The sequence below is a fragment of the Microbispora sp. NBRC 16548 genome, assembly GCF_030268985.1.
GTDB classification, from domain to species: domain Bacteria; phylum Actinomycetota; class Actinomycetes; order Streptosporangiales; family Streptosporangiaceae; genus Microbispora; species Microbispora catharanthi.
This window is the reverse complement of sequence record NZ_BSSF01000006.1, coordinates 146,096-160,135: the sequence shown is the minus strand read 5'-3', so window position 1 is coordinate 160,135 and position 14,040 is coordinate 146,096. Positions and strand designations below refer to the sequence as shown.

At 67.1% G+C, this 14,040-nt stretch carries 14 protein-coding genes and 1 pseudogene; all 15 read right to left on the bottom strand.

Annotated elements, in window-relative coordinates; translation table 11 throughout:
• Positions 1-444: 444 nt before the first annotated feature.
• Positions 445-855, bottom strand: a complete 411-nt coding sequence (locus QSK36_RS18075) for a hypothetical protein (RefSeq protein WP_183545142.1) — start codon at positions 853-855, stop codon at positions 445-447.
• A gap of 945 nt (positions 856-1,800) precedes the next feature.
• Positions 1,801-2,493 carry a hypothetical protein gene (locus tag QSK36_RS18070; RefSeq protein WP_183545141.1) on the bottom strand — a complete coding sequence of 231 codons (693 nt, stop codon included), beginning with the start codon at positions 2,491-2,493 and terminating at the stop codon, positions 1,801-1,803.
• A 192-nt stretch (positions 2,494-2,685) separates the two neighbouring features.
• Positions 2,686-4,773 carry an NAD-dependent DNA ligase LigA gene (gene ligA / locus QSK36_RS18065; RefSeq protein ID WP_285783226.1) on the bottom strand — a complete coding sequence of 696 codons (2,088 nt, stop codon included), beginning with the start codon at positions 4,771-4,773 and terminating at the stop codon, positions 2,686-2,688.
• A gap of 431 nt (positions 4,774-5,204) precedes the next feature.
• Positions 5,205-5,522 (bottom strand): hypothetical protein, encoded by a 318-nt coding sequence (locus QSK36_RS18060; RefSeq protein ID WP_285783225.1) that lies wholly within the window; start codon positions 5,520-5,522, stop codon positions 5,205-5,207.
• Positions 5,523-6,665: 1,143 nt separating this feature from the next.
• Positions 6,666-6,947, bottom strand: coding sequence for a hypothetical protein (locus QSK36_RS18055; protein WP_183545138.1), 282 nt, complete (start codon positions 6,945-6,947; stop codon positions 6,666-6,668).
• A complete protein-coding gene (locus QSK36_RS18050; protein WP_285783224.1) occupies positions 6,947-7,195 on the bottom strand; it encodes a hypothetical protein in 249 nt (82 codons plus the stop codon). Before QSK36_RS18050 ends, QSK36_RS18055 begins: the two co-directional genes overlap by 1 nt.
• 343 nt (positions 7,196-7,538) lie before the next feature.
• The gene (locus tag QSK36_RS18045; protein WP_285783223.1) at positions 7,539-8,159 is read right to left on the bottom strand and encodes a C40 family peptidase; all 621 of its coding nucleotides are present in this window, start codon (positions 8,157-8,159) and stop codon (positions 7,539-7,541) included.
• A 1,526-nt stretch (positions 8,160-9,685) separates the two neighbouring features.
• On the bottom strand, positions 9,686-10,240 hold the full coding sequence (locus tag QSK36_RS18040) for a hypothetical protein (RefSeq protein ID WP_285783222.1): 555 nt from the start codon (positions 10,238-10,240) through the stop codon (positions 9,686-9,688).
• A 329-nt stretch (positions 10,241-10,569) separates the two neighbouring features.
• A complete protein-coding gene (locus QSK36_RS18035) occupies positions 10,570-11,340 on the bottom strand; it encodes a hypothetical protein (RefSeq protein ID WP_285783501.1) in 771 nt (256 codons plus the stop codon).
• Positions 11,331-11,671: pseudogene (locus tag QSK36_RS18030) on the bottom strand (transposase); the annotation flags it as partial. The pseudogene QSK36_RS18030 and the gene QSK36_RS18035, both read right to left, overlap by 10 nt.
• A 30-nt stretch (positions 11,672-11,701) precedes the next feature.
• Positions 11,702-11,911 carry a hypothetical protein gene (locus QSK36_RS18025; RefSeq protein WP_285783221.1) on the bottom strand — a complete coding sequence of 70 codons (210 nt, stop codon included), beginning with the start codon at positions 11,909-11,911 and terminating at the stop codon, positions 11,702-11,704.
• Positions 11,908-12,315, bottom strand: a complete 408-nt coding sequence (locus tag QSK36_RS18020) for a hypothetical protein (RefSeq protein ID WP_285783220.1) — start codon at positions 12,313-12,315, stop codon at positions 11,908-11,910. The genes QSK36_RS18025 and QSK36_RS18020 overlap by 4 nt, the downstream gene beginning before the upstream one ends.
• Positions 12,312-12,911 carry a DUF6197 family protein gene (locus QSK36_RS18015; RefSeq protein ID WP_285783219.1) on the bottom strand — a complete coding sequence of 200 codons (600 nt, stop codon included), beginning with the start codon at positions 12,909-12,911 and terminating at the stop codon, positions 12,312-12,314. The genes QSK36_RS18020 and QSK36_RS18015 overlap by 4 nt, the downstream gene beginning before the upstream one ends.
• Positions 12,908-13,471, bottom strand: a complete 564-nt coding sequence (locus QSK36_RS18010; RefSeq protein WP_285783218.1) for a hypothetical protein — start codon at positions 13,469-13,471, stop codon at positions 12,908-12,910. The genes QSK36_RS18015 and QSK36_RS18010 overlap by 4 nt, the downstream gene beginning before the upstream one ends.
• On the bottom strand, positions 13,471-13,995 hold the full coding sequence (locus QSK36_RS18005) for a hypothetical protein (protein WP_285783217.1): 525 nt from the start codon (positions 13,993-13,995) through the stop codon (positions 13,471-13,473). The genes QSK36_RS18010 and QSK36_RS18005 overlap by 1 nt, the downstream gene beginning before the upstream one ends.
• Positions 13,996-14,040 lie beyond the last annotated feature (45 nt).

Below are 14,040 nucleotides of genomic sequence, written 5' to 3'. Positions count from 1 at the left end.
GAGGCGGTTCGGGCTTTATGGAAGTTAGATCGAGCTCCCGTTCATGGCGACGGCGTCAACTCCGTGCGAGCGCAGTAGCCGTGCTTCATCCTCGTCGTCGGCGTAGTCCCACCCTTCCGCTGCACGAATTTCCGCGGACACATGTTCATGCCCGGCCGTGCATTCCCAGCCGCGATCCGTCTCCTGCGCGTCCGCACCGCATGTCTCAATGATCGGCGCGCCGTCCTCGTCGTACCTTCGCGTATCGATCTCCCACCAGCAGGGCCAGATCGCGATGCCGGTGTAACAGAGACGGACGCTCTTGACGCTCCTGTGGGCCTGAGAGCACCGTCCGCACCTGATGCTGTGCCAGCGCTTCACCGCGTCACCAATCCCTTCGGCACCCGGGGGTCGGCTGTGCACATGTCGTAATCCCCGGCCAATCGCGTGTCCCGGTCATCGGGCTCACGCCATTCCCTCCTCGTAATCGCCGGTCAGCACGACATTGTTGGGGTCCCACCATTCCGGGGCGTTTTCCTCCTCCAAAGGGTCGAGCTGGTGCTCGGGCAAGGCGCCGCAGTGCCCACATTCCCCTGTGCCGTCGGGGTGCGCCTCACGGGAGGTCACCATCTCCTTGCGGATGAGGGTTTCCAGCCAGGTCACTTGTCCGGGCTGGAGCAGGATCGTCCAGGCCTGGCCGCTGATGGGGTTGGTCAGGGTGAGTGGGTAGACCTCCCCAGGCAAGTGATCTTCGGTTGGGTACGTTTCGACGAACTCGGCGAGAGTTGCAGCAAGCGGCTGCGCCACGAGATCCACGGCCGGGCCCTCCTCCGGCTGCGGCACAGGCAGGTTCCCCACAGAAGTGATCTCCGTCATCGCGCATCCCTTTCTCACCGCGGGGGGCTGGGTGCCCGTCCCGACTGGCTGCCATAGGCGGGCGCGGCGGGGAAAGGCCGCAAGTCTTGCCGGCCACCCGAAGGGTGGAGGGTTCCGGTAAGACTTGCGGCCTGTCCGCCGCGCCCGCAGGCTGCAAGTCGTCGGGACGGGCACCCAGCCTCCCCGCTGTGTGTCCGGCCCTGAGCGCATTGCCTCTGCCGGCTTCCACGGACCTCGGTAAGTACGCCGTCCGCGTCGTGTTTGACCACGTCAAGCCTGTCGGCCCCTCGCCCGGCTCGCGGAGGGCCGGACCGGTTCGCGGCCACGGCGACCAGGCTCGCCGCCCTGGTCGAGTTGGATACGACGGCCGAGCAGGTGCGCGCCGGACGCGCCGTGAACGGGCTGGCATGCGCACTCACGTCGTGGAGACCCTGGAACGCGGTCGTGGACTACGGGGGCCACGCATGGTCGTCCGGTCATGGTTTTGGGGCGCCATGACTGGCCTGAGCGAGCACCGGGATGGCAGCCACCGGCAATGTGGGAGTGGAAGTCAGCTGTATCAGTTGCTGATCTTGTCGATTTCGTCGCTGGTAAGCCACCGTTCCACCAACGACGGCAATTCCTCTGCTGGCACTGACCAACGGCCGTGCCCATTGTTCGGCTCCCAGCAATGCACGGTCGTCCTACCGTTGGTCGTCTCTACCCGGGTTACTTTGACGAGCGCGGGGACACCGCCTTGCTCCCAACCGTGCACGGGGTGCCGCTGTCGATGCTCTCTGTGCTCAAACCACATGCCGTGCCGCGGCGTTCTGTTTCTGTCTGTGCTCACTGGCATCTTGTAGCACGATCGGGGAATCGTCGGCGCGGCCGTATAGTACGGCAAAGGCCGCCCCCGGCCCGAGGCAGAGACACCAACGTCCACTGGCGGCTGCGCCGGTGTGTGGGTCATCCGCGACGGTTCCCGCCGTCGTCAGGCGTAGGGCCGCAGTGCCCGCACGCGCCCGTGCCGCCCTGCGCCTCGTGGCACGTGGTCAGCTCGGCCCGCACCAGCTCGGCGAGCCAAGCGACCTGCCCGGGCTGTAGCAGGATCGTCCTGGCACGGCCGCTCGCTGGGTCGGTCAGCGTGAGCGGGTAGACCGGGGCCGCCGGGCTATCGGTCGGGTAGGTGTCGACCAACTCGACTAGGGCGGCGGCGAGGCCCTGCACCTGCCCGAGGTCCTCGGGTGGCGTCGGCGGCGGCACGGGCAGCCCGGCGGCCGCGAGCACGGCGTCGGCCTCGCCGAGGAACAGACTCGCCGGTACGTGGAGCTGCGGCCCGTCCGGGGCGGCCGGCGGAAACTCGCCGCAGCCACGCCACTCGTCGGCGAAATCCGCGTCGAGGTCAAGCGACAGCAGCCAGTCGCGAGCGGGCAGCGCGGTTACGCGGTAGTCGTCGCTGCCCTCGGGCGCGTCGCCGATCGTGTGCACGATGCCCGCCGCGGCGTCGAGGTAGAGGGCGATCACGTCATTGCCGTATCCGAGCCCCTCAGACAGGTACTCGGCCAGGTGTGGCAGTACGCGGCACCGATCAGCCAGGGCTGCCCGGCGGGCGTCGAGCTGTGAGGCGGGAAAGCGACTGACGGCTGCATTGCCGGTCATGAATGGGAGCCTTCCTGATTGCATGGACGGTTGGCAGAGCCATGTATCAGCCACTGCAGCGGTGCCCCTGTGGGCGTCGCAATGAGCCGGCCGCCCCTCGATGCTGCGTGTGAGGGACGACCGGCCCGGATGCTGGGTAAGTGCTTTCCGATCTATGGCATGGGGTGGCTACATGCGGACTCGACCGCCTCGCTACAACAGCTGCGCGACCATCTCGGCGAACTCCTCCGGGGGAACGATCCGCACGCCGAGGGATTCGGCCTTCGCCCGCTTGGACCCCGCGTTCTCACCCGCGACGACCAACGAGGTCTTCGCCGAGACGCTGGACGACGCCCGGCCTCCGGCCTGTTCGATGAGCTCGTTCATCTGGTTGCGGGACAGTGCTGCCAGCCGCCCGCTCATCGCGCCCGTGACCACGACCGTCATCCCGGTCAGTGGCAGAGCGCCCGGCTCGTCGCCGCCCGGCGCCGGGGTGGTCGTGCCGCCCTCGTCACCGGCCACCGCCGTCACACCGGGCTCGGCCATGTTCACCCCGGCGCGGACGAGCTTGTCGATCAGGTCGCTCAGCTCGGCCAGCTCGGCGACGATCACGGGCGCCTTCTCCGGGCCGATGCCGTCCACCTTCTGGAACCCCTCCGCGTCCGCCGCGCGGATGGCCTCCATGGTGGCGAAGTGCCGAGCGATGCGGCGGCTCATCGAGCGCCCCGTTCCCCTGACCCCGAGCGCGCAGAACACCCGGCTCAGCGGTCTGGTCCTGGCCCTGTCGATGGCGGCCAGGAGGTTGTCGGTGGACACCTCCCCCATCCGCTCCAGCCCCAGCAGCTGCTCGCGGGTGAGGAAGAACAGGTCGCCGAAGTCGGTGATCAGGCCGGCGTCCAGCATCTGCTGGATGCGGTTGTCGGCCAGCCCTTCCACGTCCAGCTGGTCGCGGCCGACCGCGTACCGGATCGAGGCGATCGCGCGGCAGTTCCGGCCTCGCACGCACCTCCACCGCTCCTGGGAGGTGTCGATCTCGTCGCCGCAGGCCGGGCACACCTCCGGGAACACGATCGGCTGCTCGTCGCCGGTCCGCAGGTGCACCACCGGCGAATCCACCCGCGGGATAACGTCGCCCGCCTTATATACGACGACACTGTCGCCCAGCATCAGGCCGCGGCGCGTGATGTCGGAGGGGTTGTGCAGCGTCGCGTACGTCACGACGGAGCCGTCCAGCTCCACCGGCTCCAGAACCGCCCGCGGAGCGATCACGCCGGTCCGGCCGGTGTTCCACTCCACGCCGAGCAGCTTCGTGATCTTCTGTACGGCGGGCAGCTTGTAGGCGATCGCCCACCGCGGCGCCCGCGAGCTGAACCCGGCCTGCGCCTGATCCGCCGCGTCGTCCGCCTTGATCACGATGCCGTCGATGCCGAAGGGCAGCTCCGGCCGCGCGGCGGCGATCTCCTCGACCCGCTGCTGCGCCTGCTCGACGGTCGTCGCGACGATCCCGGCGACCGGGGTCCCGGCCGTGGTCTGCGCGCCCTGCCCGGCAACCCAGCTCATCACCTGGCTGTGCGGCAGCTCCCGGAGCCGCGTCGCGAGGTCGGAGGTGTCGTCGGGCAGTGGCAGTGCGCCGTACCCGAAGAAGGTCAGCTCGCACACGTACGGCCGGTCCTGCGCCCTCAGGGTGCCCGCGGCGGCGCTGCGCGGGTTCGCGAACGTGGTCCCGTCATGCGCCTGCCGTTTCGCGCACGCCTCCTCGAACTGCCGGGCGGTCATCATCACCTCGCCACGCAGCTCCACGGTGACCGGGTCGGCCAGTCGCCCGGGGAGACCGGCGATCGTGCCGATCGCGTGGGAGACGTCCTCGCCCGCGCTCCCGTCGCCGCGGGTGACCAACTGGACGAGGCGGCCGTCACGGTAGCGGGCGGCGATCGCCAGCCCGTCCAACTTCGGCTCCACGGACCACGCGGTTACCGGACGGCCGAGCCGGCGTTCCAGCGAGGCGGCCCAGCCGGCCAGCTCCTCAGGCCCGAACACGTTGTCGAGGCTGAGCATCGGCACGGTGTGCGGGACATCACCCACGACTCCGGCGACCCTGCCCGTCGGCGAGGCCTCCAGCACCTGGTCGGGGTGGGCCTTCTCGTAGGCGGCGATGCCACGGACGAGCCTGTCGTAGGCGTCGTCGTCCAGCGGGGAGGTGCCGTCACCGTAGTAGGCCGCGGCCGCGTCGGCCGCCAGCTGGACCGCCTCGGCGTAGGCGGTCTCATCGGGGATCGCGTCGATCGGGGGCGCTTCAGTCATGCGGCCATCGTGCCGGGAAGGTCCGACAATGCTGTCGAAACGGGAGGTTGAATGCATAGCAGCTTCCTGTTCGAGGGGGTGCCGGGTGAGCTAACCAGACAGCCAAGAGCGTGTGGACAAGTGGACGCATGACCTGGCCAGGCCGCTGACTTCACAAGGTCCCGGACAATTCGAGGAGCCGCGTGAGTGCGGCGGTGCGAAACTTTTCAATGATCTGAGCGTGACAGAGAGTCGTGAGACGGCTGGTGAGGTAAACGGGCTCGTTCTTCAGCCGCCCACCACCTACAGATGGACGACGATCAGCGAACCGCTCGGAAAGGCAAGCGGCCTCCACTCAACTCGTCGCCTCGACGGTGGAATAGCCCTCGTGTGCTGTCCCCGGGCATGCAATGGCCCACATCTTCAGACCAATGGCGACTGTCGCGAAACGATTAAGATTGCAGGTAACCAGCGGCGCGGGCGATGCAAACCAAGGCAGCACGACGCTCGACAACGATTGTGGACAGCCGGTCGACGTCGCTAGCAATGCGGCGCATCTGGTGTGCGGGGAGGGGGTTGCTGCCGTCGCGGATCACGCGCGTGGTCTGGCGGGCGATCCTGGTGATGCTCCTGCAGTAGCGAAGGAACTCGTCCTCCGCAGCGACGATGCGCTCGGCGGCGTCCCAGAGTTCGGCTGCCGCGACGGTCTCGCCCTGCGTAGGTAGGCCTAGACGAAGCAGTTGTGCGGCGATGCGCTCAGTCCTGAACATGAAGAGCGTCTCCGTGATGAGGCGGTAGCGGCGCCGGCTGCATCGCCGGGCTAGGCGGGACGACGAGATCCTGCGGACACACCTCCGTAACGCGCGGCATGTCCTGCGACGGCACATCCCGAGCGGCGTCGCCTCTGTCGAGCTGGGCCTGCAGGCGAACCTTCTCCTCTGTCGCGGCGATCAGGTTGCGTTCGGCTTTCCTTGCACGAGACCGGAGTTCGCCGTTTTCCCGGCCGAGTGATTGAGCCTTGTCGTGCGCCCTCTCGTATCGACGCTCCCAGGCATTGGACTTAATGGCGGCAGCGCGTGCTGTCCGATTGGACCTGACGGCTCCGCCAAGGACGGCACCGTAAGCGAGAGCAGCCACAACGACTAAGAGCAGCGCCCCGTGGGTCAAGGAGATAAGAACTGCACATGTCACCGTGCCCACGAAGGATAGGACAGCCTGACAGCAGAGCCGTGGCTCGCCACGGAGATTTCGGAAGGTCACTGCTTACCTCACCTGTGTGCGGGTAAATGGCATTCAAGGAACACGTCTCCGGTTAAAGGACTAGTTCCAGGACAGACCGAGCGCGACGATGATCGAGAGGTCTTCAGTGCTGGGACGCCCAGGCGTGACGAGTCGTACCTTCGGCCTCGCGATCTGCCGTAGAGAGATGCCTTTGGGTCCATGCCTAGCGGACATTCGCAGCTGGTAGTCGTCCATCGAGAAGTGCACGGAGAACCATGGGTCAGCATCGCGCCCGGCACGGAATATGGCGTCCGGGGACGTTTGGGTCCACCTGAGGCACACGCACAGTGGATCCCCGCAATGGCGTGAAGACCGCTGAGTCCTTCGATACTTCTCAAGCCGGCCGGACAGCATTGGACATGCCTGACGTGAGTAGGCGGCGCACCAGGGATGCTGTGCAGGCTCGCCTACGTAGGCGACCATGAAATCCTGCGGCTTGGCCATCAGCACCGCAGTGCCGGTCAGTGGTCTGCCGCACAACTGGCAGAGTCGATTCTGCAGGCAGGCCTCGACCTGGGCGGAGTCGACCTCTCCAAAAATCGGGGTTCCGTTACGATGCCGCAGGGTGATGATCGGCACGACCAAGCCGTGCCACGTCGGCCTTTCGTGAAGCGGAACCGGTACGGGTGGCGTCATGGGTACACCACGCCTGTCTGCATGTTGATTGCCGCGGCTGCAGCCTGCCATTCGTCGATCATGGCCAGCTCGCGCTGACGGTCTTCGCAGGCGGCGCCAGGCGCGCTGGAGCATTGGACTTCCTCAGTCCGCTCATCGCATTCGCCGTGCTTGCTGTATTCATCGCACGCCGCACGCAAACCCTGCAGAATCGTTCTGACCTTGTCCTGACGCAGGATGATCACGCAGAGGTCTGACTCTTCCGGGCTCTCGTTGACGACAGTCTGCGGCGCGCTCATCAGATAGTCACCGAGAACGAGTAGAAGTTCGACAGGAACAGGTGGTCGCCAGCGAAGAGGTCCACCACGCCAACAGACACAGGATGGCTCCTATACGTGGTCAAATAGATTGCAGTGCGTTCGATGACGGTGGTCACGCAGCCCCCTGCCTGGTGGTCAGGGCCGACTCGGCCAATCACCCGGCTCGGCAGATGCAGCAATGCCGTTGCGACGAAATGACTGGCCGGCGACATCGCTGTGCGTGCCATGGATGGTATGCAGATGCATTTGGAAGGCGCTCAGTGCCCGCTCTGGTGGCGCGGTCGCGAACCGCTTTGTCAGTGCAGAGACGTGCGACAGCTGGCAATACTTTGACCAGGTGCATTCGCCGACTCTCGCGGCCGCCTGGGGCTCGTGGCTGGGCGCGGGCGCCTCAGCCAAGCACCCCTTCAGCAGGCGCTCCTGTAGCGGCTTCGAAGCGTGCAGACCTAGCAGGCGGGCGTGATCTAGGTAGTCCCGCGCCGCTTTACCAAACCGTGCAGTCGCTGTAGGCGAGTTGGGCCTTCGTACGAAGCCAACCCCGCAGGAAACCCCCGGCGAGTGAAGGCCCTGTCATGCGCCGGGACGAACGGCTCCTGCGAACGTCCTCTTGAAAAAGGAGCCGAGTCTGTTGATCCTCACCCGAGCGCCGGCGCGCGGGGCGTGGATCATCCTGCCGTTTCCGACGTACATGCCGACATGGCCGCCGCCGCTGGTGAAGATGAGGTCGCCGGGCTTGAAGTGGCCCCAGGACACCTTCTTCCGTACGGCGCTGCGGATGGACCACGTCGTGCGCGGCAGCCGTACGCCGGCCTTGCGCCAGGCGTAGGTGACCAGACCCGAGCAGTCGAACGCGCCCGGTCCGCTGGCGCCGTAGCGGTATGGGTCGCCGATGTGCCTCTTGGCGACCTCGACGGCTCGCCTGGCCTTGGCCCTCTGGCGTGCGGCCCCGCTTGGCATCATCGTTCCCTTGACCGCTCGCTTCTTCGCAGTGCTCTTCTTGACGATCGTCATCCCGGCCGCGGCTTGCTCCTGCGATGCGGCCAGCGCAGCCGCCAGTGGACTCTGTATGGAGACCGTCACCGTCTCGGCGGCTGACGCTGGCCCCGCGAGAGCCACGAGGGAGCACATCAGTGCGGCGACGCCAAGGACGAGGTGGGCAAGGCGGGACAAATATGCAGGGGTGGTAGACAAGAAGGCTCCTCAAGTCTTCCGATCGCGACTGCTGGGTTGCCTGACGAACTTGAGTGGGAAAGCCCTGAGTGCGCGGGCCGCGCTTGAGGGCCGATTCGCTCCCCGGAATCACGCCCGGCGGGCCGTCGATCACAGCCAGAAAGGGCTCAGCCGCTCCCGGGGATGACGGGAGCGGCTGAGAGCCAAAGAGGCGGGGCGCGACTCCCGACGCGGCATACATCGGGAGCGAGTAGTGCTCAGCGTCCGCTGGAACCGAAATACCGCAGGGAATTGCCTCGATGGCGCGGCTCGGGAAACTCCACATCCCAGGCGGCATCCGCAGGGTGTTCCTCAGCGCGGAGGCTCTGCAGAGCCCGGTCGCGCGCGGCCCTGGCCGCGGCACGCAACGCCTTCTGGTCCATCTTGGAAACGGCGCGGATGCCCCGCTTGCCCACACCTCGGGGGTAGTTGTACGGGGTGAAGTTCCGGATCACCCGTTCAGGGGCTGGCCGGTGATCCCCATCAGCACCCATCACCGCCTGCGAGTAGCGAAGAGCGCTACCCCGGTGGGTGATTGCAACGTCAGTGTCAGATTCTGCCCAGTCGGCGTAGCCGGATCGATGCTCGCGGGGTACGTGATGGAACGTGCGGGAAATGGTTCCTCCTCCGTTGAAGGGGGCGGCCGGGCTGCGGGGTGAAAGCTGACCGGGGGAGGTGGATGACGACGGTCATAAGCACCCTCCGTTTCCGCCTGGGGATGTGTTCGTCCCGACGGCCTACCGCTGGTACCTCGCTGTGAGGTACCAGCGGGGTGATTAGAACGGCGGCTGGTAGGAGAAGCCGCCGCCGGTCCCGCCGCCACCGCCTTGGAGTTGTTCTTTTTCAGCTCGGCGACCAGTGCGCACGCGCCGCCGGCGATGATGGCTGCGGCGGCGATGACGGCGATCTTCTTCTTGCGAATCTTGCAAGCGTTGGTTAGCGAGGGGCCGCGGGGTCCATCCAGTAAGGAATGCCCCTCTTTCGTTTCGGGGTGCCATGCTTGGGCTTGTTGCGTTTCGAACCCGCCCAGTAGCGGATGGACTTAGTTCGAACCCAGGAAGGGACGCGCTTTTTGTATTCTTTCTTCACGAAGCCTCCACACCATTGAATTCGGTGGTAGTCCTGAATCCGCGGCGAAGATGATGCAGGTGCACGGCCAACAGTCGTCCGACAGTGTCGTCAGCCTTCCCACCGGGATGGGCGGCCTGTTTCCCGTCCCGACTGGCTGCCGTAAGCGGCCACGGCGGGGAAGGGGCGCAAGCTCCGCCGGCCACCCGAAGGGTGGGGATTTCCGGTGGGGCTTGCACCCCGTCCGCCGTGGCCGCAGGCTGCAAGTCGTCGGGACGGGAACCAACCCACCCACAGACCTCCGAACCGCCCCCCGACCGACCTCTGCAGGTGGCCAGTGATGCGCTGTGGGCCATGGTGGGGACGCGAATTGAATGGCTTACAGGTCGAACGCCGTCTCGTACCCGTCATCCACGGGCTTCACTGCTCGTGCTCCCTGTTCAGCCGGGCTGCTCCCTGTTGAGCCGGGCGCACAGTTCCCGCATCGTCTCCTCATCGGCCTGCAACGGCGCCTTGCCCGGGCCCTCTCGGTAGCCGAGCCCGCCGAGGTGCAGGTCGACCACCTGCCACCGGTCGGGCCAGGTCATGGACACCACCGCGTACCGGCCTGGCACGTTGTAGGGGCTGCGCCGCTGCTCGACCCACGCGTTCGCCCCCATGGACCACCCGCCCGACACTCGCGGCGAGTAGCGGAACTCCAGCCAGCGCGCCGGCCCGGCCGCCCAGGTGCGCAGTTGCTCCAGTTCGCTGTCCTGACTGGGCCCGGCCTTGTACGTCAGTGGCTTCTGCCGCATCCACGCCACCCCGCCGGCGGGAGGCTGCTCACCGTGGGCGACCAGGAGCACCCCGGGCTGGCCAACGCTGAACCGCAGGCACGACCCGTCGCTGGCGATTTCGATGGCCGCCCACGGGTCGGCCTGGGCGGCGGCCTCGGCGTGAGCTGCCACCTCCCGCAGGTCGAACACGACCTCGTACCCGTCCTCCACGTGACTCACTGCTCGGCTTCTTCCTCTTCCTCGAGTTCCTGCTGTTGCTTGCGGACCTTGGCCAAGCTCCGCCCTCAGCAGGAGCACGGCAGATCGTCGTCGCGCAGGTCCAGGACGACCGTCCACGGCTGCGCGGGGAACGCCGACCCCGTCTGTGACCTCTGAACGGGTGATGGTGCGGGGAGCGGCGAGAATGCCGCCAGAACTGCTCTGGGCGACCTGACCGGCGCGCTGCGCTGCGATATCAGCGCTGTCCGCGCCTCACTTTCCGGTCGCAGTCACGCTGTCTGCGTGCTGCACTCTCGGCTCGGACTGATCAGCCTGCGGAGGTGAAGGGATTAGGCCAACGAGACGGCTTCCGTGACGGGGCGGTCACCCTGTAGGGCTACAACGCGCCGGATGGTCACGTCGGTGTTGTTGTATGGCCGATGCTCACGAGCCAGTCGTCGCGCCTCATCCAGGTCTTCGCTGTAGCGCCGCTGGACCTCCCCGTTGATGGCATTGCGGAAAACAACGACCAGTTCACCTACGCAGGGTTGCCGAGGCGGCGCCTGGGATTGAGTGGCGTCTCGCGCAATCAGGTCGGCCAGCTTGCGAAGACACCCTGCGTCCCACGCGAGGTTCTTGAGCGGGCGCCAGGCAAGGGCATCGTCTTGGGGGAGGTAGTGCGGGGCGACATCGCGCAGCCACACGAGCGAGTCCAGTAAGCGGGCCTGATCGCGGAGCCGCTCAGCGATCGTGTCGATGTCCACGCGCATCCGAGTGGGATTGTCGGCGCGGCTGGCGATGTCTAGTAGTGCGTCGACGTCGAGGTCGCATCGAGCCAAAACGTGAGCCATGAAATCCAGGCGGCGGGCCAGGGTCACGAACATGTCGTGAGCGGCGGGCAGCTTCCGAGATAGCCACCGGCCGTAAGCCATGTTGCTGATGTCGCCGAAGGAGACGGGACGCATTCCGTCCCTTCGGTGAATGGGTGCGATCAGGTGAGCCATGATTCCTTCTGTGAGGTTCGTGGCCAGCGCAGATACCTTGGCGAGGTCGCCAGCGCGGAACCGGCCGCTGCCGGCAGCGCCGTCGTTGATGTGGCCGAGGTTGAGGGGGGCGTCCACGCCTGCTCGGACAAAGCAAGGATCGCGGCCTGAACCTCCTCGGTGAGAGCGAACCCGATCGAGTACGACAGCCGCCGCCCGGGCCGGGACAGCCAGGACAGGAACTCGTGGGTGCCGCCGCCGGAGTCGGTGCGGATCAGCACCTGCCGGCGGCGGTGCCTGGGAGCTGAGCCTGGGCTAGGCGGGTCGCGGTGATGTGGTGGGCGGCGGTCTTGGACCCGGCGTTACCGGGCCGCAGCAGCAGGGCCAGCGGCTCCCCGCCCCCGCCCGCTCCGTGGTCGGCGAAGACCGTCATCGGGTGGAACCCGAAGGTCTTCTTCCAGTTGGGCGCCGGCGGTGGGATGAGGATGCGCGTGCTCGGTCACGCCGACTCGTCCTCCTCCCGCGCCGGCTCCGGCTTCGGCCCCTCGGCGAGGCGCAGAATGCTCGTGCTCAGCGCGGTGATCAGTAACGCGCCCACCACGAGGATCGGGATGAGCAGGCCGGTGTCCCGCATGAGGTAGGTGAAGGTCAGCCAGCCGCCGACGAGGATGACGATCGTGGTCTGGCAGGCGATGAGCCGGGCCTTCACAGGGAGTTCCTCTCTTCGGCGGTGAGGGGGAAGCGAGCGGCGATAGCCCGCATGATGTCCATCGCGACCTTCCGGTCCAGGGACTCGTCGTAGGTCTCGATGCCGATGTAGAGCACCGTGCTGCCGTCGCCGTCATCGTCGTACTCGACGCCGAACACCTCGGGCCGGTTCGGCATGTGCGCCTCGAGGGTGCCGCCGTAGTGCTCGGCGTCGCGGGTGGCCTCGGCGAGCACGTCCTGGACCTCCAGGTAGGCCCGCGTAAGCCCGATAGGGTTCTCGTGCTCCCCGTTGATGGCCACGGCGTTCACGTACGCGGTAGGCGGATCCTCCTGGTCCGGGCGTACGAGCAGCAGGCCGATGACCTCCTTGATCTCGTCGCGGGTGATGTAGCCGCTGATGCTCAACGAACGCGTGTGCCTTCTGTGTTGGGCTGAACGAATCGGGCGTTGTCGGGGTAGAGGTGGCGGAACTGGGCGGGCACGGTGCCCTGGCACCAGAGATTGGTGGTCGTGACCGTCCGGCCGTCGTGGAACTGGACGTCGAACCGGCGGCCACCGTAGCCCCGGAAGCCGGGAGCGTCCTCATCGCAGATGGCGTAGTGCTCGCCGTTGACCACGAGCCGCGTGTCCGGCGGGACCTCGGTCTGCAGGTGACCGCCGGGCCCCCAGAACCGCTCCTGGTGGGCGGCGTCCTCGTCCTCGTGGTCGCTGGTCGCCGTCGCGGCCCCGCGTAGAGCCGCGACGACCTCGGCCTGAGTCCTGTCGGGGTCGCGCAGCCAGTCGTTGATGTCTGCTGCTGACGGCGCGACGTGGCAGCGGAGGGCCTCGAACGCGGCATCTTGCAGCGAGGCACGCTGGGCGTCTGTGCCGGGTGCGTCTCGAACCTCCAGGGCGATCGCGTCGCTGAGGGTCCCGCCTGGCTGCTGGTGTCGGGACGCCCAGGTGGATCGCTCGATCCTGTTGGCTGCGGCGGCGAGGACGTCCCTCGCGGTCGTGGTCATGCGTATGTTCCTTCCGTGACGAATCGGGCGTTGTCGGGGTAGAGATCCCGGAACTGGGCGGGCACGACGCCCTGCTTATGGGGGTTGAGGGTTGTGACCGTCCGCCCGTCGAAGAACTCGACCTCCCACGGGCGGCGGGACATGTGCTTGACCACCTCGGCGTCTTCCGAGGCGAGGACGTACGCGGTGCCGTTCACGACGAACCGCGCTTCCGGGTAGGTGGTGCGGTGGAGGTGCCCGCCAGCACCCCAGAACCACTCCTCGATCTGCTCGCCGGTCATCGGCGGGGCCTTCACGAGCGCGGGCGCCTGCGTCGGCATCTCCTCCTCGAACAGACCGAGTTGCACCGCCTCCGGATGCGTGGCCTGCGCGAGGAGGTAACGCGGGTGCGTCTGCGGTGTCCGGCCGACAGCGGAGCAGAACTCCGGGCAGGTCAGGTGGTGGATCTCGGCGCATCCGCGCCGCCGGTACCACATGCACAGCCGGTGCTCGCAGTACGACGTCGGCACAATCCGCAGGAAGTAGTCCTCCTCACGGCATTCGAAACAGCGGACCGACATCAGCCGCCGTCCTCGTCGCCGCGGTGCAGCCACGCCCGGACGAAAGGGTTCAGGCGCGCGGCCACCGTCCTGTCGACCACCCGCAGGTCCAAGGTATTTTCCCCGGCATCCTTCGCCGCCGCCCAGATCTGCAGGAGCTGCCCGAGGGTGCTGGCGATCTCGCCGGTGACGCTGCCAGGCGGGAAGTCCCGCTCGATCTCCGCCATCAGCTTCGCGTAATCGTCCAACGCCATCAGGGCGTGGTACTGGGCGGTGCCGGCCTTGAGCGGGAACCGTACCCAGTGGCCCTGCCGGGTCCAGAGGATGACGTGCTGGTGATCGTGGCCGTAGTCCGCGCCCTGGATGACGAAACCGTGGCCCCACCGGCTGGTGTACGGGGTGATGTACTTCCGGGGGATGTTGTGCCTCCGGCAGATCACGGCCATGTCGTAGCGGAAGCCTCGCACGACGTCACTGGTGTCGCCGTCCACAAAGTCCATCGGCACGGTCCGGTGCACAGTGCCCAGGGTTGCTCGGTTACTCATCAGGTCTCCGAAAGGGGCACGAGGGCGGCCCGGCGCGGGGGTGCG